Annotated in this window: 16 protein-coding genes, 1 rRNA gene and 2 riboswitches; of the genes, 16 read left to right on the top strand and 1 reads right to left on the bottom strand. The window is 40.2% G+C overall.

The window, feature by feature from the left end:
• Positions 1-63: 63 nt before the first annotated feature.
• A complete protein-coding gene (locus BTR25_RS16010; RefSeq protein WP_075689053.1) occupies positions 64-969 on the bottom strand; it encodes a helix-turn-helix domain-containing protein in 906 nt (301 codons plus the stop codon).
• Positions 970-1,156: 187 nt separating this feature from the next.
• Here BTR25_RS16010 and BTR25_RS16005 point away from each other — a divergent pair, with 187 nt between their 5' ends.
• From BTR25_RS16005 to BTR25_RS15930, 16 genes are all read left to right on the top strand, one after another.
• On the top strand, positions 1,157-3,277 hold the full coding sequence (locus BTR25_RS16005; protein WP_075689052.1) for a glycoside hydrolase family 3 protein: 2,121 nt from the start codon (positions 1,157-1,159) through the stop codon (positions 3,275-3,277).
• A gap of 154 nt (positions 3,278-3,431) precedes the next feature.
• Entirely contained in the window at positions 3,432-4,427 is a 996-nt protein-coding gene (locus tag BTR25_RS16000; RefSeq protein WP_075689051.1) for a LacI family DNA-binding transcriptional regulator, read from the top strand.
• A gap of 185 nt (positions 4,428-4,612) precedes the next feature.
• Complete coding sequence (locus tag BTR25_RS15995; RefSeq protein ID WP_075689050.1) at positions 4,613-6,064, top strand: sucrose-specific PTS transporter subunit IIBC; 1,452 nt, start codon at positions 4,613-4,615, stop codon at positions 6,062-6,064.
• A gap of 56 nt (positions 6,065-6,120) precedes the next feature.
• Positions 6,121-7,602: a glycoside hydrolase family 32 protein gene (locus BTR25_RS15990; RefSeq protein ID WP_075689049.1), complete on the top strand. Its 1,482-nt coding sequence runs from the start codon at positions 6,121-6,123 to the stop codon at positions 7,600-7,602.
• A gap of 19 nt (positions 7,603-7,621) precedes the next feature.
• Positions 7,622-8,587 carry a carbohydrate kinase family protein gene (locus BTR25_RS15985; protein WP_075689048.1) on the top strand — a complete coding sequence of 322 codons (966 nt, stop codon included), beginning with the start codon at positions 7,622-7,624 and terminating at the stop codon, positions 8,585-8,587.
• Positions 8,588-8,922: 335 nt separating this feature from the next.
• Positions 8,923-9,864, top strand: a complete 942-nt coding sequence (locus BTR25_RS15980) for an AAA family ATPase (RefSeq protein WP_075689110.1) — start codon at positions 8,923-8,925, stop codon at positions 9,862-9,864.
• A gap of 1 nt (position 9,865) precedes the next feature.
• Positions 9,866-11,083, top strand: coding sequence for a DUF58 domain-containing protein (locus BTR25_RS15975; RefSeq protein ID WP_075689047.1), 1,218 nt, complete (start codon positions 9,866-9,868; stop codon positions 11,081-11,083).
• Positions 11,080-13,278: a DUF4129 domain-containing transglutaminase family protein gene (locus tag BTR25_RS15970; RefSeq protein ID WP_075689046.1), complete on the top strand. Its 2,199-nt coding sequence runs from the start codon at positions 11,080-11,082 to the stop codon at positions 13,276-13,278. Before BTR25_RS15975 ends, BTR25_RS15970 begins: the two co-directional genes overlap by 4 nt.
• Before the next feature lie 28 nt (positions 13,279-13,306).
• Positions 13,307-13,408, top strand: a riboswitch (purine riboswitch).
• A 234-nt stretch (positions 13,409-13,642) separates the two neighbouring features.
• Positions 13,643-15,163, top strand: coding sequence for a glutamine-hydrolyzing GMP synthase (gene guaA, locus BTR25_RS15965; protein ID WP_075689109.1), 1,521 nt, complete (start codon positions 13,643-13,645; stop codon positions 15,161-15,163).
• 104 nt (positions 15,164-15,267) lie between these two features.
• Positions 15,268-15,369, top strand: a riboswitch (purine riboswitch).
• Between the two features lie 107 nt (positions 15,370-15,476).
• Positions 15,477-16,805 (top strand): NCS2 family permease, encoded by a 1,329-nt coding sequence (locus BTR25_RS15960; RefSeq protein WP_075689045.1) that lies wholly within the window; start codon positions 15,477-15,479, stop codon positions 16,803-16,805.
• Between the two features lie 305 nt (positions 16,806-17,110).
• Positions 17,111-18,049, top strand: a complete 939-nt coding sequence (locus tag BTR25_RS15955; protein WP_075689108.1) for an ABC transporter ATP-binding protein — start codon at positions 17,111-17,113, stop codon at positions 18,047-18,049.
• 12 nt (positions 18,050-18,061) lie between these two features.
• Positions 18,062-19,249 carry an ABC transporter permease gene (locus BTR25_RS15950; protein ID WP_075689044.1) on the top strand — a complete coding sequence of 396 codons (1,188 nt, stop codon included), beginning with the start codon at positions 18,062-18,064 and terminating at the stop codon, positions 19,247-19,249.
• Positions 19,242-20,369: an ABC transporter permease gene (locus BTR25_RS15945; RefSeq protein WP_075689043.1), complete on the top strand. Its 1,128-nt coding sequence runs from the start codon at positions 19,242-19,244 to the stop codon at positions 20,367-20,369. The genes BTR25_RS15950 and BTR25_RS15945 overlap by 8 nt, the downstream gene beginning before the upstream one ends.
• Before the next feature lie 88 nt (positions 20,370-20,457).
• A complete protein-coding gene (gene glcT, locus BTR25_RS15940; protein WP_075689042.1) occupies positions 20,458-21,300 on the top strand; it encodes a glucose PTS transporter transcription antiterminator GlcT in 843 nt (280 codons plus the stop codon).
• 182 nt (positions 21,301-21,482) lie between these two features.
• Entirely contained in the window at positions 21,483-23,528 is a 2,046-nt protein-coding gene (gene ptsG, locus BTR25_RS15935; protein WP_075689041.1) for a glucose-specific PTS transporter subunit IIBC, read from the top strand.
• 346 nt (positions 23,529-23,874) lie between these two features.
• Positions 23,875-24,142: ribosomal RNA gene (locus BTR25_RS15930) — 16S ribosomal RNA — on the top strand; the annotation flags it as partial.

Below are 24,142 nucleotides of genomic sequence, written 5' to 3'. Positions count from 1 at the left end.
GAATCATTAAAAAGGGGCTAATCTTAAGTTTCGAGCTTAAGATTAGCCCCTTTATTATACAAATTATTGATTTTTATATTCCTTTTGCAATTTTTTCGGAGAAAGGTTGTATTCTTTTTTGAAGAGTCTATAGAAACTCGAATAATCAGGAAAGCCGCACTTTAAGCTAATTTGCTCGATCGGGATTTGATTTTGTTTAATCATCGTTACAGCAAATGATAGGCGTTTTAATGATACATACCGGTAGAACGGTAGGTTCATCTGTTTTTTAAAATAATGAGAAAAATAGTATTTGTTTAAATGAAAATGGCTCGAAACCTTGTCTAAACTTAGGTCTGGCTCTGTTACATGTGCTTCAATGTATTCTAGTATCGACACGAGCCTTTCATCGTGTTCTTCCTTATTCCCTTGCAAACGGCCCACAGAAGTATATATGACTTGAAGTGCTTGGAATAATAGATATTGTAAGGTGAAGGAAATGTTTTCTTCACCATTTTGTTTTCTAGTTGATATTTCATGAAGTAAAGAGGTGATATTTTGAAAGTTTGCTTTATTAAGATGTAACAAATAAGAACCTTGTGTCTTTTGATAAACCATATGCTCATTCATAGATGGTGAACTTGAAGCAAAGTCTGCCATTAGACGATTACTAATGTTGATGATGATCCGTTGATAGGAATCGATATTCTTTACGATTGCCTGATGAACCGCATAAGGAGGCACCAACATAACATCCCCTCTTCTAAGGGTGTAGGTCTTTCCTTCACAGAAAAAATCACAATCCCCGCCTAAAAACACCAAAATCTCCATCACGTCGTGAGTGTGTAAGCGAAATAAAGGATCTAATTGATATAATCTTTCTACTGAATTGTTATATTTTTTGAGCAAATCATAGGAGTGATTTTTATGGCTAAAGTCATAAATTTCAAACGTTTGATGGACTACTGGGATATGAATCGACTGCTTCATTTACGGCCGCCCTTTCATATAGCAACATTTACAATATTTTTAGCAATAAATGATATTTATTAATTACTTTTTGTTGTTATTATAACACTGTAAGCGAAATCATTATATCGATCTATCCAAAATGGAGTACCAATAGAAGATAAATTAGCTGGATTAATAGTAAGGGATAAGTTTAGGAGGCATTTAGATGATGAACGATAAACAACCTGAATTAGAAGTTAGAGTCAAAAAAATCATTGAAGTGGATGGCTTAAAATTCAAAGATTTGAATAACAGTGGGAAACTAGAGCCTTATAAAGATTGGCGTTTAAGTCCAAAAGAACGTGCTGAGAACCTAGTCTCATTAATGAATACTGATGAAAAAGTGGGCATGATGCTGATTAATACCCGTCAGATGGGGCTCTCTCAAAAAGATAAAAGTAAGACAAGCCATGATGGTGTATTAGATGAAGCGATTGTTGAAAAAGGCGAAAATATTTTTGCTGTCAATAAAATTATGGGAACGACACATACCATTGAAAAGATGCATTTGCGTCATTTCATTCATCGGGACAATTGGAGTCCGGCAGAAATGGCAGAATGGATTAATACGATGAATGAGGTATGTGAGGGAACACGTCTTGGTATTCCTTGCTTAATTGCATCAAATTCTAGGAACGAAAATGCGGAACCGATTTTTGGAATGAATGATGCTGCTGGGATCTTTTCCACATGGCCAGGCACGCTTGGACTTGCTGCCGCGGCTAAAGGAGATATAAAAAATGGCGGTGATGCATCTCTTATCAGCCAATTTGCCCAAATCGCACATGATGAGTGGGCTGCAACTGGCATCAGAAAAGGATATATGTATATGGCTGATACGGTCACGGATCCTAGATGGCAGCGAACATATGGTACGTTTGGGGAAGATCCGGAATTTATTTCTGATGTGATTGGCCGCCTCATTGACGGGTTCCAAGGAGAGAATTTAGGTAGTCAGAGTATTGCGATGACAACGAAGCATTTTCCTGGCGGTGGAGCAAGGGAAAATGGATTCGACCCTCATTATGAAGAAGGGAAATGGAATTTATATCCGACTCCTGGAAGCTTAGAAAAGTACCACTTACCACCATTTAGAGCAGCGGTAGAACACGGAACAGCTTCGATTATGCCATACTATTCGATTCCTAGCATCAAAAAGAGTGTGGTTCAAGAATTTGAGGGCGAAGACATTCCTTTCGAAGAGGTTGGCTTTACGTTTAATCATTATTTCATCCATCATATCCTTAGAGAAAAACTAGGATTCACTGGTTATATTAATAGTGACAGCGGTATTGTCAATAAAATGGCCTGGGGTGTTGAGAACTTAAGCGAGGCTGAACGTTTTGCAAAGGCCGTCAATGCGGGTACCGATCTTGTTGCGGATACAAATGATATCGAAAATCTTAAAACAGCAATCGAAAAGGGCTGGATTAGTGAAAAGCGTATTAATGAAGCAAATGTCCGACTTCTTACCGAAATGTTTACCTTGGGATTGTTTGATGATCGTACGTATGTTTCACCAGAACATGCTAATTCAGTGGTTAACACTCCAGCACATTGGGAAGCCGCTTATGAGGCACATAAAAAGTCGGTAACCATTCTAAAGAATTCAAACCAGGCCATGCCGTTAACAGCTGAAAAGCTTGATGGTAAGAAGGTTTATGTAGAAGTATTTCACAGGGAATCAGAACGAGCAGCGTCTTACACGGAAAAGGCAAGGAAAGAATGCGAAGAGCTTGGCCGATTCACGCTGGTCAATCAGTATGAAGGAGCAGACATAGCTGTATTGTTCCTACATCCAAAATCCGGATCCTATTTCAATGCGACACCGGGTCTGTTAGAACTTGAATTATGCGAAAACAAAACGTTAACAGCGTTAGATGGCAGCACGTATCAAGAAACTACGTTAACGGGGATGGATCATTTGAAAGAAGTTTGTGACAGCGTTCATAGTCGCGGAGGAAAAGTAATCATCAGTGTGAATATTACTTTGCCGTGGATTCTTGGAAATGTTGAATCGTTAGCAGATGCGTTGATTGTTGGATACGATACCTTCTATAAGCCGCAATTTGAGGTAATCGCAGGTGATTTCCAACCAGTGGGCGTCCTGCCGTTAACATTACCAGCTAGTGAAGCAGTGATTGCAGTTGATGAAAATGGTGATTGTGTGTCAAGAAATGATGTACCGGGCTATGACAAAGACAAATATATGCCTGAGGGACTGCAATATGCCTATAAGGATAGCGATGGAAATATCTATCAACTTGGTCATGGACTGAGCTATTAATCACAATTTTGAGAAGGCCATTTATCAGATTAGTATCTGATGAATGGCCTTTTTGGTTTTTACAAAACAGCATGCTAGGCATAATTGCTCCATTGTGAATGAATTTTTTTATGATAGTATAATCATATATGAATACGTTATGAGGTTGAGGATCATGAGTACAATATCAGATATTGCTAAGCTGGCGGGTGTGGCGAAGAGTACGGTGTCTCGGTTTTTAAATGGTGGCTCTGTTGGGGAAGCAACAAAGAAAAAAATTGAACAGGCGATTAAGGAAACCGGATATACTCCAAATCCATTTGCACAGAGCTTGAAAGCGAAGAGAACAAATATTATTGGCACGATTGTTCCGCGGCTTGATTCGTATGCTGCTTCGCAAACGTTAATGGGGATTGATGAGCAATTAAAGCGTATGAACTATCAAATGCTGATCTCCAATACTAGTCAAAATCTGGAGCGAGAGATTGAGAGTATTTATAGCTTTGCGAATCAAAAGATGGCGGGAATTATTTTGCTTGCTACCGAAATCACCGATCAGCATATCGAGGCTTTTGAAGCAGTTAATGTTCCAGTCCTGTTAATAGGACAAGAGCACGAGAACTTTCATAGTCTCATTCATGATGATTTTAACGCTGGTTATGAGATGGGGCGATATGTCCTTGAAAAAGGATATCGAAAAATTGCTTACCTAGGGGTAACGGAGCGGGACATTTCTGTAGGGATAAAGCGAAAGCAGGGCTTTAAAAAGGCGATGAAAGAAGTAGCGGATTGTCAGGTGCACTTCTATGAGACATTGTTCAAGATTCCAGCTGCACAAGCTAGTGCAATGGAAATCATCGATGAATTTCAGCCTTCCATCTTTGTTTGTGCGACCGATAATATTGCCCTTGGGGTTCTGAAGGCAGCGTATTCAGAGGGGATGACGATTCCTAAAGATCTAGCGGTAACGGGATTTGGTGGTTATGATGTGACAGGAATCATCCATCCTGGCTTAACGACCGCGAAGTTTTTTTACAAGGATGCAGGGCAAACGGCTGCAAGACATATTGTAGAATTAGTTAATGAACGTCCAGTAGAAAAAATAACCACTTCTAAATTTGAGATTATTGAGCGAGAAAGCGTTGACAATCTCTTAAATCGTCGCCTATAATAAAAACAACGAAACCGGTTCCAATCAAGAGAACCATTCACTTGGTATCAAACGAACTCGGTTTCTCTTTTTAGCCATTATATTTTTTTAATGTATTTTGGAACCGGTTCCTCTTGGGGAGAGGTTTTATTTTAATTTTAAATTGGAACCGGTTCCTTATTATGAAAGATAAGAGAGGGATTAAGATGGATCATAAAAAAATTGCACGGGAAGTTCTAGATGCTATTGGTGGTAAGGAAAATCTTTCAGCTGCAGCACATTGCGCCACACGCTTACGTCTAGTATTACATGATGAATCGGTTGTGAATCAAGCAGCTCTGGAAAATATGGATGTTGTAAAAGGGACCTTTTCTACGGGAGGCCAGTTTCAAATTATCTTAGGTTCAGGAACGGTGAACGAGGTCTATAGGCACTTGGCGGAGATGGCTGGTCAAACGGAAATGTCAACGAGTGATGTCAAAGATGCGGCCACGAAGAAACTGAATCCAATTCAACAATTCGTCAAAATGCTGTCAGACATTTTCGTTCCGATAATCCCAGCAATCGTAGCTGGTGGTTTACTAATGGGGATCAACAATATCCTAACGGCTCCGGACTTGTTTATTGAAGGAAAATCCTTAGTGGATGCCAATCCAGAAATGGCGGATTTAGCTGCACTTATTAATACATTTGCAAATGCAGCCTTTGTCTTTTTACCGATTTTAATTGGGTTTTCAGCAACGAAACGATTTGGAGGGAATCCGTTTCTTGGGGCCACTCTAGGGATGCTTATGGTTCATCCGGACTTATTAAATGGGTACGGTTACGGTGCTGCATTATTGAATAATGAAGTTCCAGTTTGGAATCTTTTTGGCCTTGAAATTGAAAAGGTGGGCTATCAGGGAACGGTACTACCTGTTCTAGCCGCATCTTTTATTCTAGCTAAGATCGAAACATGGTTACGTAAGGTTGTACCATCGGCATTAGACAATCTATTAACACCGTTATTCTCGATCTTTATTACTGGGGTTTTAACGTTCACTTTGGTAGGACCGCTGACACGCTCAGCTGGTAATCTATTAACAGATGGAATCGTTTGGTTATATGACACAACAGGTGTGATTGGTGGAATCATCTTCGGTTTAGTATACGCACCAATTGTTATTACAGGTATGCACCATAGCTTTATTGCAGTAGAAACACAACTGCTTGCTGATGTTGTCAAAACGGGTGGGTCGTTTATCTTCGTCATTGCCGCGATGTCAAATATTGCTCAAGGAGGAGCAACACTTGCGGTACTAAAGACAACAAAGAATGCCAAGATCAAAGGAACGGCTTCAGCAGCCGGGATTTCTGCTTTATTAGGGATTACAGAACCAGCGATGTTTGGGGTTAACTTGAAATTACGCTATCCATTTATCGGTGCCATAATTGGTTCAGCTGCCGGATCTGGCTTTGTTACGATGTTCAAGGTGAAAGCAACGGCGTTAGGGGCAGCGGGTATCCCGGGAATCATCTCGATTCGTCCAGATACAATCATTTCTTATATTATCGGCATGCTCATCGCCTTTGCTGTAGCGTTTCTCGTCACGATTGTTTTAGCTAAAAGAGACGAAAAAAAAGCAGTTAAACAAACATCTGATCAAGCAGCAGCATAATAAAAAATGAAAAGGAGAATCCTGTGATTCTCCTTTCTGTATTAGGAGTGAACAGCATGGAATGGACTAAAGAACAACGATACAGAAGCATGATTGATGTGAGCAAAGAGGAAATTCAAGGGTTAGCGAAACTCGTGAATCAATGCCCATGGCGTCAGTCTTTTCATATTCAGCCTGTAACAGGATTGTTAAATGACCCGAATGGCTTTAGCTATTTTAACGGGGAATATCATTTATTCTATCAATGGTTTCCACTCGGGCCGGTTCATGGATTAAAGCATTGGTATCATACAAAATCTAAAAATCTTGTTCATTGGGAAAATGTTGGAATGGGCATTGAACCGACGAATGAATTTGATTGTCACGGCGCGTATTCCGGAAGTGGAATTGAGCATGATGGGAAATTATATCTCATGTACACGGGCAATACACGCGATGAAAATTGGAAGAGACATCCGTATCAATGTTTGGCTGTACTGAATCCGGATGGAAGTATTATCAAAATGGATGAGCCGGTGATTGCAGAGGTTCCATCTGGCTATACAGATCATTACCGTGATCCAAAGGTTTGGAAAGATGGAGATCATTTCTACGCGGTGATTGGTGCCCAGAGGGAAAATGAGACTGGAACTGTCGTTTTATACCGCTCTTGCGATCTAAAAGACTGGCAGTTTGCGGGAGAAGTGAAGACTGGGCTAGGAGAAGACTTTGGCTATATGTGGGAATGTCCCGACTACTTTGAGCTGGACGGGCAAGGCGTGTTCCTATTCTCCCCGCAAGGGTTAAAAGCAGAAGGTGACCACTATCAAAATATTTATCAATCAGGGTATGTAGTAGGAAGTCCAATAGATTTAGAGAAGAACCTATTAAAGCATGGTGCATTTCATGAGTTGGACCGTGGCTTTGAATTTTACGCACCGCAGTCAACCGTGGATCAGCAGGGGCGCCGAATTGTAGTCGGCTGGATGGGATTGCCGGAAATTGACTATCCTACTGATAAAAATGGCTGGGCACACTGTTTAACATTGCCTAGGGAGCTATCGGTTAAGGACGGAAAGTTAGTTCAGCAGCCTGTCTCTGAGCTGGAATGCCTTCGCGGGAAAAAGGTAGAAATCTCTCAAATGGTCGAAAATGAAAATACTGGTTTGGCTGACTTTGAGGGAGAAGTGTATGAGCTTTTTGCGGAGTTCTCTAATAGTACAGCCGAGGAGTTTGGTTTGGAACTACGTGTCGGACCAATGGAGAAAACGGTAATCAAGGTTGATGCTGTTTCGAAAAAGGTGGTGTTTGATCGGACGGAGTCGGGCGAATCCTTTGCAGAGGAGTTTGGTACCGTTCGAAAATGTACGGTCGACGCTGAAAAAATGTCGTTTCGGATTTTTGTAGATGTTTCATCTGTTGAGGTGTTTGTAAATAATGGGGAAGAAGTATTTACAGCAAGGATTTTTCCTAGTAAAAATAGTAATGGAATCCGTGTGTTTGCTCGAGGCGGCGAAACGAAAGTAACGGCTGTTAAATGGGATATCATAGACTCTTAAACTTACTAGAGGTGACGGAATGGGAAAGCTATTTTCGATTGGTGAAGTGTTAATTGATTTTATTCCCCTTGAAAAAGGGGTGGCATTAAAGGATGTTGTCTCGTTTGAGAGGGCTCCAGGGGGAGCTCCGGCAAATGTGGCTGCGGCCGTTGCCAAATATGGACAGAAAGCTGCGATGATTTCTAAATTAGGGAACGATGCGTTTGGCGATTTTTTAGTAGAGAAGCTTGTTGAGGCTGGTGTTGAGACGGACAAAGTATACCGTACTGGAGAGGCGAATACGGCCTTGGCTTTTGTCTCGTTAAAAGATAACGGAGAACGTGATTTTTCATTTTACCGTAATCCTTCTGCAGATTTGCTGTTAAGCGAGAAGGAAATCAATCCAGCATGGTTTCAAGCGGGAGATATCCTCCACTTTTGCTCGGTTGATCTTGTAGAAAGCCCGATGAAACAGGCACATAAGAAAGCGATCGCGGCTGTTTCAGCTGCAGGAGGCTTGATCAGTTTTGATCCAAATGTTAGACTCCCACTTTGGGCAGACCCAGAGGACTGTCGAAAGGCGATTCTGGAATTTTTACCGACTGCTGATATCGTAAAGGTTTCCGATGAAGAACTTGAGTTTATTACAGGAATCAAAGAAGAGTCGGACGCGATCCAATCATTGTTCGTTGGAAATGTGAAGGCAGTTGTCTACACAAAGGGAGCTGCTGGAGCGGATTTGTTTTTAAAAGATGACATGTTTGAATCGAGCGGATACGCTGTTGAACCTGTAGACACAACCGGGGCGGGTGACGCCTTCATTGGCGGATTCTTATATCAATTACTAGTTTTGCAAGCGAACCCAGCTAACATGGAGGAAGTACTTCGAGGCAATCAAACCGACATACTCCGATTTGCAAATGCAAGTGGTGCTCTCACGACAACAGGAAAAGGAGCCATCTCTGCGCTGCCGACTAAAGGGGAAGTGGAGCAGCTTATAGGTTAGGTATATGTAAAAGTGGCAAAGCCTGTAGGCGGATAGGATCGTATCACTGATAGATCATGTAAAGAAACCATTCGATAGTTGCGAATGGTTTTTTTAGGTTTGATTTAAGTGGAAATCTACTTTTTTGTATCCATTTTATACCAAGGAATTTTGTAAAAAATATTAAAAAATAAATGGACTGAAACATATTTCCTGCTCAGGCCGTCTATAAATTAGCTGTATTTGAAGATTGTCTGTCATGTATAAAGGAATTTAATAGGAAAAATAGAATAGATAGATATATTGGTAATTTCGGTGAATGAATTGAGGAGGAGTTCAACTTGGGTAATGAGCAAATGAATCCGATAATAGAAAAGGTTTTATTAAACATTGAAAAAGTAATGATTGGAAAAAGAAATGTGGCAGAATTAAGTCTCGTTGCCTTACTGGCAGAAGGGCATGTCCTGCTGGAGGATGTTCCGGGAGTGGGAAAAACGATGATGGTCCGTGCGCTTGCTAAGTCCGTCAATGCAAACTTTCGCAGAATTCAGTTTACCCCCGACCTCTTACCATCAGATGTAACAGGTGTTTCGATTTATAATCCAAAGGAAATGGAATTTCAATTTCGTCCTGGTCCGTTGATGGGGAATATTATTCTAGCAGATGAAATCAATCGAACCTCTCCAAAAACGCAATCGGCCTTATTAGAGGGAATGGAAGAGGCAAGTGTCACAATAGATGGGGTCACACACCGCCTGCAAAAACCATTCTTTGTAATGGCGACTCAAAACCCAATCGAATATGAGGGAACCTATCCGTTGCCAGAAGCACAGCTTGACCGCTTTCTTTTAAAAATGAAGATGGGCTATCCAGATATGGATGAGGAAATTGAAGTGTTAAACCGGGTACAAAAGGTTCCTCCGATTGAAGATTTATCTCCAGTCATTGGCCTAGAAGGGCTGATTGGATTACAAAGAGAGATCAAAGAGGTGTATGTGGATGAGACGATTAAACGGTACATCGTCGACATCGTTAACCGGACAAGGGGATTTGGCGGTGTTTATCTTGGAGCAAGTCCAAGGGGTTCGATCTCATTAATGAAAGCCGCTCAGGCTTATGCTTACATGTATGGCCGTGACTATGTCCTTCCTGACGACATTCAGTATTTAGCACAATTCGTGCTATCTCATCGAATTATTTTAAAGTCAGAAGCGAAGTTTGAAGGGATCTCAGCAGAAGAAATCGTCAACCGGGTTGTTGCAAGAGTTCCCGTTCCGGTAAAAAGGCTTGTGAAGTAATATGAGGAAAATTCTAAATCCTTTAAATAAGGTATGGAAGTTTCTAATCTTACTCTTTTTAATCATAATCACCTTTTCCTATGCCATGTTTCAGGGAGGGTTTGTCAGTTGGTTTCTACTTTATAGCTTCCTGCCATTTGCACTCTATTGTGTAGCCCTTTCTTTCTATTCCACGAAGGGGTTTGAGATTACTCGTCATATCCCTAAAGCTGATTACAATGCGGGAGAGCCGTTGAAAGTAACGATAACGATAAAAAGGCAGTCTTCGTTTCCCTTATTCTATTTGATTATCGAGGATCTGCTGGAGGATACACTAAAGTACTCACGGCAGACGCAGAAAGCAAAAGCACTATTGTTTCCTGGCTTCAAAAAAGAGTTTGCCTATCAGTACGAATTAGCCGAGCTGCCAAGAGGAGAGCATTTTTTCAACGATACGATTGTGAAAATTGGCGACCCGCTTGGTTTAATTGAAAAAGAAAGAACTTATTCGAATGAAGATAGAATCATCGTCTATCCAGCTTATACTGATTTGCTTTACCGTCATTTTGAGAATCAATTTGATCAGGGAATGACAGCATCAAGAGAACGTGTACAGCGGGATACGTCAATGGCGATAGGAGTAAGAGATTATCAGCCAGGTGACCGTTTTTCCTGGATAAACTGGAAGGCCTCTGCTAAACGAAATGTTATTATGACAAAAGAGTTTGAGCAGCGGCAGTCACATGATGTGTTTGTGGTAATGGATTGTGCCCCTGACCGGCGCTTTGAGTCCATTGTTAGTTTTACGGCTTCATTACTACGGGCTGTTTTAAAAAGAGGGGCCCAAACCGGGTTGTTGACAATCAGCGGCGAGAGGGCGTCTTTTCCGATTAGGAGCGGTGAAAGTCACTTACAGCAGCTGTTTTACCATCTGGCAAGTATAGAAGCAAATGGAATCTCCTCTCTTGATAAAGTGATGGAGAAGGAAGGCTTATTTGTTCAGCAAACGGTCTCATTTATATTGATTACAGCACAACTAACGAAGCCTTTAATTGAAAAGGCAAGCTTTGTTCGCCAAAGAAATGGGAGGATTACTCTGTTTCTTATAAAGGGAGCAAAGGAATCACCTCCACAAAATGAACGTTCGCTAATCGCTATGGCTAATGCACGTGGTGTACGTGTGGTAATGATACATGAAGGTGAGTTTGCAGCTGCCTTTTCGGAGGTGAGTTTTCGATGATAAAAAGGGATAACTCATCCTTTCTTTTATATGCATTTGGATTTCTACTTTTATGGGAATGGTTAAGGCCCATTGAGCAATTGACGAAAACCGATCACATTGAAACATTTGTTATCTTCCTAGTGATTTCCTTTGCTACTGCTTATATTAAGCTTAAGTGGATCTGGCAGTTTATCATAAAAATTTGGTTTATCTTCTTTTCTATCAATCGTTTTCATTATCAGGACGGATTTTTTCAAATGGCTTGGCTGAAGACGTTCCTGCAGGATATGAGCGATAATGTGAGGGTGATTTTTGCTAGGAACTGGCTGGAATTATCGAATGAATTCCGAACATTATTATTCTTTATCCTGCTTTGGCTAATGGTGTATTTGATCCATTATTGGATGTTGAATAGGCAAAAAATCTTTGTCTTTTTCCTCATGACTATCATTTATATTACTGTTCTGGATACCTTTACGGCCTATAGTGCGAAAGCAGCCATCGTTAGAACCGTTATTGCCGGATTTGCTGTCATGGGGATGCTCACCTATTACCGGATCTTGACACAAGAAAATGTGAACAATGAATCTACCGTTACACGGAAGTGGATGAGACCGTTAGCTATTATGATTGCTTTAAGCGTGATGGTTGGGATAGCGGCGCCAAAGGCTGAACCGATTTGGCCGGACCCTGTTCCATACCTGAAGGCAACTGGTAAGGAAGAGGGAACGGGAGAAGGTACAGGTACTAAAAAAATTGGTTATGGAACAAATGATTCCAATCTTGGGGGTCCATTTGTTGGTGATGATCGGGTCGTGTTTGAGACAGAGGTAAATGCAAAAACGTATTGGAAAGTGGAAACGAAGGATATTTATACAGGAAAAGGCTGGACTGCTTCAACCTCTTCAGAATACACAATAAGTGGAAATGACTTTATACCTTTAGGGTCTATTCCTGAAAACGTGGAAAGCCGTACGGAAACTGCTTTCTTGTCTATGCGTATGAACTACAAACATCTTATTTATCCAGCGGGCATCCAGCGCTATCATTTTGAAGACGAATATTTTTTAAACATTGATGCAGCAAGGGAAAAAATCACCTTTGCAGAAGTATGGGGAGCGAATGTTGCACCGCCCTCCTATAAGGTTGATTTTAAGGTTCCAAAATACAAAGCAAGTGATCTAATTTTAACTACAAGTGCAGTACAAGTCGATTCTGTTTTTATAGACAGATATACCCAACTTCCAGAGGAATTACCGGAGAGAATTAGTGAATTAGCAGAAGAAATCACAAGTGGAAAAACGAACTGGTTTGATAAGGCAAGGGAAATCGAACGGTATTTCAGCCGATCAGACTACACATATGACCAGAAGGATGTCGCAATACCTGGAGAAGCTGAGGATTATGTAGACCAGTTTTTGTTTGATACTAAAATTGGTTATTGTGATAATTTTTCCACCTCCATGGTCGTGCTGCTAAGAACACTGGGAATACCAGCTAGATGGGTGAAAGGCTATACTGGCGGGGAATTTAAACAATCGAGTAAGGAAAACCCGTCACTACAAATTTACGAGATCACTAATAACAATGCACATTCCTGGGTTGAAGTGTATTTTCCTAATCAGGGCTGGGTCCAATTTGAACCTACTAAAGGATTCACAAATGATGTGTCCATCAATTTTTTATCTGATGATGGCATCCCAGTTTCCGGAAACACTACACCTCCACCAGTACCAGTGCCGCAGCAGCAGCCATTAGAGGATGAAAATCTAGATCAGGATAAGACTACTAGTAAATCATCTGGTCTTAAAGAATTTTTACTAGCGGTAAAGTCATTTGTTAGTGAAAACTGGGGAAAGGTTATTTTTTCTTCCCTTGTCCTTGGAGGAACAGGCTGGTTGATTTACAGGATCCGTAGAAGATGGATTCCTTATTATTATATGTTGAGGTTTCATGTGAGAAGCAAGGATGAAAATATGGGTGAGGCCTACCATGTCCTATTGAATCAATTAGAGCGATATGGTTTAAAACGGAAGGAAAATCAAACCTTGAGAAACTATGCACGTTACATCGATACCTTCTTTTCTACAAGGGAAATGACAAAGCTCACGGCCCGGTATGAACAATTCCTCTACCATCAGCAGGTTCCAGATGGAGGCTGGAAGGAAGCAAGAGAATTGTGGGAAAATTTAATTAAAAAGACAATCGCTTGACCAGAAAAACGACCTATTGATACAATATGGTGTAAATTAATAGGTTCTTCATATATCCTCGAAAATAAGGTTCGAGAGTCTCTACCGGGTCGCCGTAAATGACCTGACTATGAAGGCGGAGTTTTTTTCTGTATAGCTATTACTAGAAAACTAGACTTCTGCCTTCCTAGTCACTTGAGGAAGGAGAAGTCTAGTTTTTTTGTTGTGTAAAAGGTAATGTCAATATTGTGAATTTCGCAAAAATCACCACCACTATTACAGCAAAATAGAAAAAGGAATTAATTATTTTTTCTTTTTTATGTAAAAGCTAACAGCAATACTTAAATTTCAGGAAGAGGTGGCCGTTTTGACAGGTACACAGGATATGATTGTCGTATTAGACTTTGGAAGCCAATATAATCAGTTAATTACCCGAAGAATTCGTGAGTTTGGAGTGTACAGCGAGCTGCATCCACATACCATTACGGCTGACGAGATTAGAAAAATGAATCCAAAAGGGATCATATTTTCAGGCGGCCCGAACAGCGTATATGATGAAAACTCTTTTCGCTGCGATGAAGAAATTTTTGAAATGGGTCTTCCGATCTTAGGAATTTGCTACGGCATGCAATTAATGACCGTTCATTTTGACGGCAAGGTAGAAAAGGCAAAGCACCGCGAATATGGTAAGGCTGTTATTAATATTGAAAACCAAACGAAGCTTTTCCACGATATGCCTAAAGAGCAAGTTGTGTGGATGAGCCATGGTGATCTTGTAGTTGAAGCACCAGCTGGATTTACCATAGACGGAACAAACCCATCCTGTCCAATCTCTGCCATGAGCGATGAAGCTCGTAAGCTTTACGCAGTTCAATTTCATCCGGAAGTTCGCCACTCTGTATATGGTAATGAGCTTCTTAAAAACTTTGTCTTTAACGTGTGTGAATGCAAAGGCGATTGGTCGATGGAAAACTTTATCGAAATGGAGATAGCAAAGATTCGCGAGCTGGTTGGCGATAAACAAGTACTTTGTGCATTAAGCGGCGGGGTGGATTCATCAGTAGTTGCTGTACTGATCCACAAGGCAATCGGAAACCAGTTAACCTGTATTTTTGTCGACCATGGCCTCCTACGTAAAAATGAAGCGGAAAGTGTCATGAAGACTTTTTCAGAAGGCTTCCAGATGAACGTCATCAAAGTCGATGCTAAAGAACGCTTCCTATCCAAATTAGAAGGTGTTTCTGATCCAGAAAGAAAGCGAAAAATTATCGGCAATGAGTTCATTTATGTATTTGATGATGAAGCGACTAAGCTAGAAGGAATTGATTTTCTAGCACAAGGAACACTTTATACAGATATTATCGAAAGCGGAACAGCAACCGCACAAACGATAAAGTCTCACCACAATGTTGGCGGTTTACCTGAAGACATGCAGTTTACGTTAATTGAGCCTTTAAATACCTTGTTTAAGGATGAAGTGCGTGCATTAGGGACAGAGCTTGGAATTCCGGATGATATTGTTTGGAGACAGCCATTTCCTGGACCGGGCCTTGGAATTCGCGTTCTGGGAGCCATCTCAGAAGATAAGCTTGAAATTGTACGTGAATCAGATTGGATTCTTCGCGAAGAAATTAAAAAAGCAGGGCTCGATCGCGAAATTTGGCAATATTTCACTGTGCTGCCAGACGTCAGAAGTGTAGGTGTTATGGGGGATGCCAGGACCTATGATTACACAATTGGAATTCGTGCAGTAACCTCCATTGATGGAATGACTTCCGACTGGGCCCGCATTCCGTGGGAAGTACTAGAGGTCATATCTACCCGTATTGTCAATGAAGTTTCTCATGTCAATAGAGTGGTTTATGATATTACAAGTAAGCCGCCTGCAACGATTGAGTGGGAATAAAAAAAATTAAGAATAAAATACGAATGATATTAATAATATTTATTATATCGTTCGTATTTTTTGTTTACAAAAAGGAAAATCACTGCTAAGATATGAAGAGTAAAGAGAATATTGTCGATTTTACTCGTATAATCTTGGGAATATGGCCCAGAAGTTTCTACCGAGCTACCGTAAATGGCTTGACTACGAGGCAGTGTATATTAAATGAGGTTAGCTATCCCTCTATCTATTTACACATGCCCTAGTCAACGCTCCGGTGGATACCGGGGCGTTTTTTGTAAATACTAGAAAAAAATACTAGGAGGAGAATGACTTGAAAAAGTATTTTCAGTTTGAGGAATTAGGTACAACTTATCGCCGTGAGTTCGTTGGCGGTTTAACTACATTCTTGGCAATGGCCTATATTTTGGTAGTCAATCCAATCACGTTAACGCTTGCTAGTATAGAAGATTTACCAGACTATTTAAGAATGGATTACGGTGCCGTGTTCGTTGCAACGGCATTGGCAGCAGCGATTGGTTCACTCCTAATGGGTCTATTAGGAAAATATCCGATTGCACTCGCGCCCGGAATGGGGTTAAATGCATTTTTTGCTTATACAGTTGTTTTAGGAAGCGGAATTCCTTGGCAGCATGCACTTGCAGCTGTCTTAATCTCCGGCGTATTTTTCTTTTTATTAACAATCGGTGGTTTACGAGAAAAAATCATCAATGCGATCCCTACAGAATTAAAGCATGCTGTTGGAGCAGGTATCGGTTTGTTCATTGCGTTTCTTGGTTTTCAAAATGCGGGAATCATTGTAAATAACGATGCAACACTTGTCGGCTTAGGAGATTTAACTTCAGGTCCAACCTTACTCGCTATTTTTGGAATTGTTGTGACAGTTATTATGATGACTAGAGGAATTAACGGTGCAGTTTTTTATGGAATGGTATTAACAGTAATCGTTGGGATGTTCTTTCAATTAATCGACGTACCAACTAAGGTTGTTGACAGTGTACCAAGTATAGCACCAACCTTTGGGGCAGCCTTTTCTGCCTTTGGTGATAGCTCCTTTTATACAACTACTATGCTAGGTATTATCTTGACGTTCTTATTCGTAGATTTCTTTGATACGGCAGGTACTCTAGTAGGGGTAGCAAACCAAGCGGGATTGATGAAAGATAACAAACTTCCGCGTGCTGGAAAAGCATTACTTGCTGATTCGGTAGCGACTGGGGTAGGGGCGGTACTAGGAACAAGTACGACTACATCTTATATTGAGTCTTCTGCAGGAGTATCTGCTGGTGCAAAAACTGGTTTTGCTGCAATTGTAACGGCAGGGTTCTTCCTATTATCACTGTTTTTCTTCCCGTTATTATCTGTTGTAACGGCACCGGTTACAGCACCAGCGTTAATCATTGTTGGGGTATTAATGGTATCGTCGTTAGGGAAAATTGATTGGTCTCGTTTTGAGATTGCAGTACCAGCTTTCTTAACGATTATTGCGATGCCATTGTCATACAGCATTGCAACGGGTATAGCCATTGGTTTTATCTTCTACCCAATTACGATGATCGTAAAAGGGCGTATCAAAGAAGTTCATCCGGTCATGTACTTTTTCTTCGTCATCTTTGTGCTTTATTTCATCTTCTTAAAATAATCCAGGTAAACGGAACTGTTCGCGCAGTTCCGTTTTTTTGTTAGATTTTTGCGAAATCCACTCGCTTTCCGCGGGTTCATCGGCGAGCCTCCTCAGTCGTTCCAACCTGTGGGGTCTCGCCTGGCTCATGCTCCCGCAGGAGTCTCGTGGATTTCGCAAAAATATTTGAAAAATCCGCTTTTCTTTAATGTTGTGTTTGGAAAAAATTCACAAAATATTCCTATTTATTTGAATGAAATGGGAGTATTTTGGCTTTACTTCTGTATGATTTAGATGAGGAAAGAAAGGAGATGATACTTATGAACATCATTCATGTTCATGATTTGAAGAAAAGCTTTGGGCAGTTTGAGGCTGTAAAGGGTGTAGCCTTTTCAGTTGAAAAAGGAGAGTCCTTCAGCTTACTTGGACCCAATGGCGCTGGGAAATCAACCATCATCAATATGATAACAGGCTTATTTGCACCAACATCAGGTTCGATACAAATAAAAGAAATTGATGTCATTAAAGAACCGAAGCGGGCACAAAAATTAATTGGTGTGGTTCCGCAAGAAATTGCTCTGTACGAGTCAATGTCAGCAAGAGAAAACCTAAAGTTTTGGGGAAGAATGTATAATTTAACCGGAAAATCCCTTGAAAAAAGTGTAGAAGAGGTTCTAGAGATTATTGGTTTGACCGAACGGGCAAATGAAAAGATAGAAACTTTTTCGGGAGGCATGAAACGGCGAGTTAATATTGGGGCTGCGATTTTACACAAACCGGAAATTTTAATTATGGATGAGCCGACTGTTGGGATCGATCCGCAATCACGTAACCACATTTTAGAAACAGTAAAAAGGTTAAACAATGAAGGGATGACGATTATCTATACAAGTCATTATATGGAGGAGGTTGAATATCTTTGTGAGCGGATCGGAATTGTTGATCATGGGAATTTAATCGCTTGTGGCACATTGCGTGATTTACGTGAAACAATTGGTAACCGCTCTAAGATTGTCTTAACAATTGATAAAGAATCGTTACATTCGGATCATGTATCAAAGGTATTAAAGGGCCGTTTTTTAGAAAAGGACGTACATATTCAGGAAAACCAGCTGATAGTATTTCATCAACAACCGCAATCAGTCTTAAGTGATTTAATTCAGCTGGTAACACAGACTGGTGTAAAAATAGCTGCTGTTGAAATAATTGAACCGAATCTAGAAAGTGTATTTTTGCATTTAACTGGCCGTAGCTTAAGAGATTAGGAGTGATAATCAATGAGTTTCTGGTGGCTTGCCTGGAAAGACCTAATGGTCATTACCAAGGATAGAAAAGCTTTATTAACTCTTTTGTTAATGCCGCTATTATTAATTGCTATTCTTGGATCTGCCTTTGGAAATATGTTTCAAGAGGAGGAAGAATTTGCGATTCAGAAATTCACATTGGGAATAGCCAATTTGGATCAAGGACAATTAGGTGAAGTTTTATCGGAAGAAGTTTTTCGTAAAGGTGCCTCAGAGGAAATCAATATTAAATATTTTCAAGAAAAAGATATGTATGAAGCAATAAGAGAACACGAACTATCAGTGGGTATTGTCATTGAAAAAGGTTTTTCAGATTCCTTACTTTCAGGAAATCTTGCTAAGATAAAGTTACTCTCAGTGCCTGATCCTGGGATAAAAGCAACGATCGTAACCAATATCATTGAACAATTTGTTCAATCAACTACGATACAAGCTATGTCTGCTAGGATGGCATTACCAGTACAAGCAGCACCTAAAACAGAAACCGCCTCAGAAACAGATGTTATCCAACCACTCCTCAATGAATCAACAGTTAAGGCAAATTCCAAACCTGTGAGTTCCTTTCAGTATTATGCAGCTGCTATGGGTGTAATGTTTTTATTAATGACAGTCGTCCAAGGAGTTACCACCATGATCCTAGAAAAGGAAGATGAGGTTTATAAACGTTTGCTTCTATCTAATTTAACTTTCACACAATATCTCTCAGGGAAAATGCTGGGGCTGCTTATTACCTGCTCCATGCAAGCTTTTATCATTATTTTGGGAACAAAATTTATTTTTGGTGTCAATTGGGGGGACTCAGTACTAGGGATTTTCTTAATGACATTGGCGTTTGTTATAAATGCTTGTGGTCTAGGAATTCTAGCTGGTGCTTTTATTAATACTGAGAAAGCTTTTAGTGTTGCGGGAATGTTTGCAACACAGTTGATGGCGGCATTAGGAGGCAGTATGGCTCCGCTCTACATCTTTCCTGATTGGGTCATAACGGTAACAAAGGTTTTACCAAATGGTCTCGCCCTTCAAACCTATATAGAGCTGATGAATGGGGCATCCGTCGTCGAAATTCTTCCAGCGATTACTGGTTCAATTGTTTTAGGAATTTTCTTTTTTGGAATAGGGTTACTGCGCCTTTCATTAGAAAGGAGAGGGAAGTATGCTTAAAATTTGGACTATAACCTGGCTGCATCTAAAGGAGTTTTTTAAATCTCCGGGTGCAATTGTCCTTATGTTTGTTATGCCTTGTCTTTTTAGCTGGATTTTCGGAGGCATCGCCATCCAATCAGAACAAACCAAACCTGCTGTATCTGTTGTCGCAGCTGAAGATGATATAAGCACAGAGATTTACCAGCTTCTAATAAGAAATAAAAACTTTCAATGGGAAAAAGAAACGAAACAACAGGCCAAAGAAAATGTAGCGGAACAGGACTCCGTTGCGGCCGTTGTTATACCAGATAATATCGATGAGGTAATTGTAAAGAAAGAACCGCTGTTTGATATCATTATTCGAAGTAAAACCCAAGATTATATGGCTTTAGAGCCATACCTTCAAGGGACGGCGAATACAATTCTCCAATCATATGATGCAGTAAAAGATATAGATGATGAGGCTTTTCCTGCATTAATGAGTGCAATTAGTACAAGTGAAGGTGTCCTAGTCGAACAACAAATCCTTCAAAAGGACAGTAATAACCTAGTGCAAATAAATTTAATGTTTGTTGGCTTTACCATCATGTTTATGATGTTCGGTCTATCGGGGGCAGCCTCGACAATCCTTGATGAACGGTCTGGTGGTACATGGGAGAGGTTGATGGTTACACCGGCTAGTAAGCTGCAAATTATCCTTGGTTATCTATTTGCCTATTTCCTAATGGGGTGGGTTCAGTTTATTGTATTAATGTCTGCACTAAAGTTTTTGTTTGATACTAACTGGGGAAAACTAACCTACTTGATACCATTTGCTTCATTGGTGATCCTTACGGTCGTTAGTTTTGGATTGATGATTGCTGGGTTGGTAAAAACCAAACAACAGGCTGGTGCTATTAGTACCATTTTGATTGTTAGTACATGTATGCTTGGCGGGGTATATTGGTCGATTGATTTTGTACCCGAATTTATGCAAAAACTTGCCTTAGGGGTCCCGCAAAGCTGGGCGATGTCAGGCTTTAAAGAAATTATTAGCGGCGGGCTTCATAGTATGACACTTGCTAAAGATTGCATTGCATTACTGCTATTTACCATTTTGTTTTTAGCAATAGGTTTACGCGGAATCACATATAAGTAAATATGTTCTAATTTTTGCCGTTGACTTCTTATTTTTACTTTTATACCATGTAAATACATTGGATAGTTAGGCGAAAAGAGGATTAGGGATGGCCAACTTAGTAATCAGTAAAGTTTTAAATAATAATGTTTTAATCGCTGATCACCCATCTTTTGAAGAAGTTGTCTTAATTGGCAAGGGGATTGGTTTTAACAGGAAGCACGGAGACTTAATCGATACGGATGCTGTTGATAAATTATTTGTTTTAAAAAATGAAAAAGAGCAAGAAAACTATATTAAGCTGCTCCCTTTTATAGATAATGAAACACAAGAAGTGATCATATTAGCGATTGATTATATTAAACAGAGGATGCATGTACCTTTAAATGAACATATTCACGTTGCATTAACTGACCACCTAATGTTTGCTATTTCAAGAATGACAAAGGGTTTAGAGATTACAAATCCCTTTTTAGTCGAAACAAAAACTCTTTACCGGCACGAATATGAAGTTGCTGCAGATGTCGTCCGCTTCATTAACGAGAAGACTGGTGTTATGCTGCCTCAGGGCGAAATAGGCTTTATTGCACTCCATATTCACAGTGCTATTACAAATAAGAATCTTTCTGATATAAACCAGCACTCCCAGCTTGTCGGCAGACTGGTTGCTATGGTAGAGAAACAGTTTCAAATTCAAATAGATAAAGAAAGTATCGATTATATGAGGCTTGTTCGCCATCTTAGATTTACGATTGAGAGAGTAATAAAAGGTGAACGGGTAGAAGAGCCTGAAAAAATTGCAAACCTATTGAAACAAGAATATCCATTGTGCTATAATCTCTCGTGGAAGCTCATTAAAGTGATGCAGCAAACACTTAAATTGAAAGTTTTTGATGCAGAAGCTGTCTACTTAACGATGCATTTACAACGCATACAAACCAAATTTAAATAATCTAACATTTTACGTGTTACTGATACGATCAGGCATGAGTAAAAAGTTTAATTGAAATGATATGTTACGGGTATTCTATACCCATAGCCTCATTTATTTAAACTTTTGACTCATGCCTTTTTTGTGGTTTGAGGTAAATGGGAAACCATAATGGGCAAAACATAATATGGAGGTAAGAAAATATGTTTAAAAGAGCTTTTGGCGTATTGCAAAAAGTCGGTAAAGCATTAATGCTGCCGGTTGCGCTTTTGCCGGCTGCAGGTATATTGCTTGCACTAGGGGCAGCGCTTAGAAATCCCGCATTATTAGAACTTGCACCTTTTCTAGATAACAGTGGTGTTAGTTTGGTAGCATCAGTCATGCAAAATGCCGGAGATATCGTGTTTGGGAATCTTCCGCTCTTATTTGCAGTAGGTGTGGCTGTTGGATTAGCAGGTGGTGAAGGGGTTGCTGGACTGGCGGCGATCATCGGATATTTAATTATGAATGTAACGATGGGGACTGTACTCGGTATTACTGCAGATGAGGTTAATGGTTTGAACTTTGCCAGTATCCTTGGTGTCCCAACACTGCAAACAGGTGTGTTCGGGGGTATTATCGTCGGTATTATTGCGGCCGGTTTGTATAATAAGTTTTTCGAAATAGAACTGCCGTCCTATTTAGGGTTCTTTGCTGGGAAACGTTTCGTTCCGATTATAACAGCAGGTGCCGCTGTACTTTTAGGATTATTGATGTTGATTATTTGGCCGCCAATTCAAAGTGGTCTTAATGCCTTCTCGCAAAACATGGTACATGCGAATTTAACCATATCTGCCTTTATCTTTGGATTAATCGAACGTTCGTTGATTCCTTTCGGTTTACATCACATCTTCTACTCACCATTCTGGTATGAGTTTGGTGAATATGTGACAGAAGCAGGAAATGTTGTCCGTGGGGACCAACGTATCTTCATGGCACAGATTACTGATAATGTCCAAAACCTAACGGCTGGTACATTTATGACAGGTAAATTCCCTTTCATGATGTTTGGTTTACCGGCAGCAGCATTAGCGATTTATCATGAAGCAAAGCCAGAAAAAAAGGTGTTTGTTGGAGGTCTAATGGCTTCCGCTGGATTAACCTCATTCCTTACAGGTATCACAGAACCAATTGAATTTTCATTCCTATTTGTAGCACCAATTCTTTTCGCTATCCATGCGGTCTTTGCAGGGTTCTCGTTTATGATTATGCATATCTTAGATGTTAAAATTGGGATGACATTCTCAGGGGGATTAATAGACTATATTCTATTTGGTTTAATCAACCCTCAGACAAATGCGTGGATTGTTATTCCGGTTGGTTTAGTCTTTGCGGTTATCTATTATTTTGGATTCCGAATTGCAATCCGTAAATTTAACTTAAAGACTCCAGGGCGTGAACTTGATGAAGAAGAGGATCAAGGAGCAACTAGTAAAACAGGAAATGCTGATTTAGCGTCCAATGTATTAGATGCAATGGGTGGGAAAGAAAATATTGCACACCTAGACGCTTGTATCACACGCTTACGTGTTTCAGTTAATGATATTGGTCAAGTTAATAAAGACCAATTGAAAAAGCTAGGGGCAGCTGGTGTATTGGAAGTTGGTAACAATATTCAGGCGATTTTTGGACCACGCTCTGAAACAATTAAAGGTCAAATGAAAGATATTATGTCAGGGAAAAGACCTCGTGCAGCTGCACCAGAAAAGCAAACCAGTGAAGTAAACACTGATCAAAGTGCACGGAAGGTCGAAGATGAAGGTATTGTATCTCCGATTAAAGGGGTATTAAAGCCAATTACTGAAGTGCCAGATCAAGTTTTTGCAGGTAAAATGATGGGTGATGGCTTTGCGATTGAGCCTTCTGAGGGAACAGTTGTATCACCGGTTAATGGTAAAATCGTAAACCTATTCCCAACAAAGCATGCGATTGGAATACTTTCTGATACAGGTCGTGAAATCCTAATCCATGTTGGAATCGATACAGTCAAACTAAAAGGACAAGGGTTTGAAACTTTAGTCTCAGAAAACGACATCGTAAAACAAGGTCAACCATTGTTAAAAGTTGATTTAGCTTATATTAAAGAACATGCCACTTCTATTATTACTCCTATTGTATTTACCAACTTAGCTGAGGGAGAGAAAGTGGTTATAGATAAGCAAGGTCCAGTTGAGTTAAAACAAAAAGGAATCGTAAGAATTACAAAATAAAGTATGGCCGGCCCTTTGAGGCCGGCTTTTTGTTTTCATTTATAATTTTGAAATAACAACTTTCAAATTTTTGTTGACGAATTATATGCCGGGTGCTAATATATATAAGCAGTCGTTAATGACGCCGTTAACAACATATTGAAAGTAAAAAAACATTTCGAAATGTGTTGACAGTGATTCGACGAAATGGTATATTAATAGAGTTGCTTCTGCGGGTAGATTGCTAGCAACTGAAATTGTTCTTTGAAAACTAAACAAACAAAAAAGTCAACAAACAATAAATTTTCATGTTTCTTCTATTAAATTAGAGRACATGAGCCAACGTAACAAATGAGCTATATCAACTTTCATGGAGAGTTTGATCCTGGCTCAGGACGAACGCTGGCGGCGTGCCTAATACATGCAAGTCGAGCGAATCTTGAGGTGCTTGCACCTCTTGGTTAGCGGCGGACGGGTGAGTAACACGTGGGCAACCTGCCTGTAAGACTGGGATAACATCGGGAAACCGATGCTAATACCGGATAATCCTTTTCCTCTCATGAGGGAAAGCTGAAAGTCGGCTTCTCGCTGACACTTACAGATGGGCCCGCGGCGCATTAGCTAGTTGGTGAGGT

This window comes from Bacillus sp. MRMR6 (assembly GCF_001940785.1).
GTDB lineage: Bacteria > Bacillota > Bacilli > Bacillales > Cytobacillaceae > Neobacillus.
Note: the sequence above shows the minus strand (reverse complement) of the source record. Positions and strands in the feature narration are given on the sequence as shown.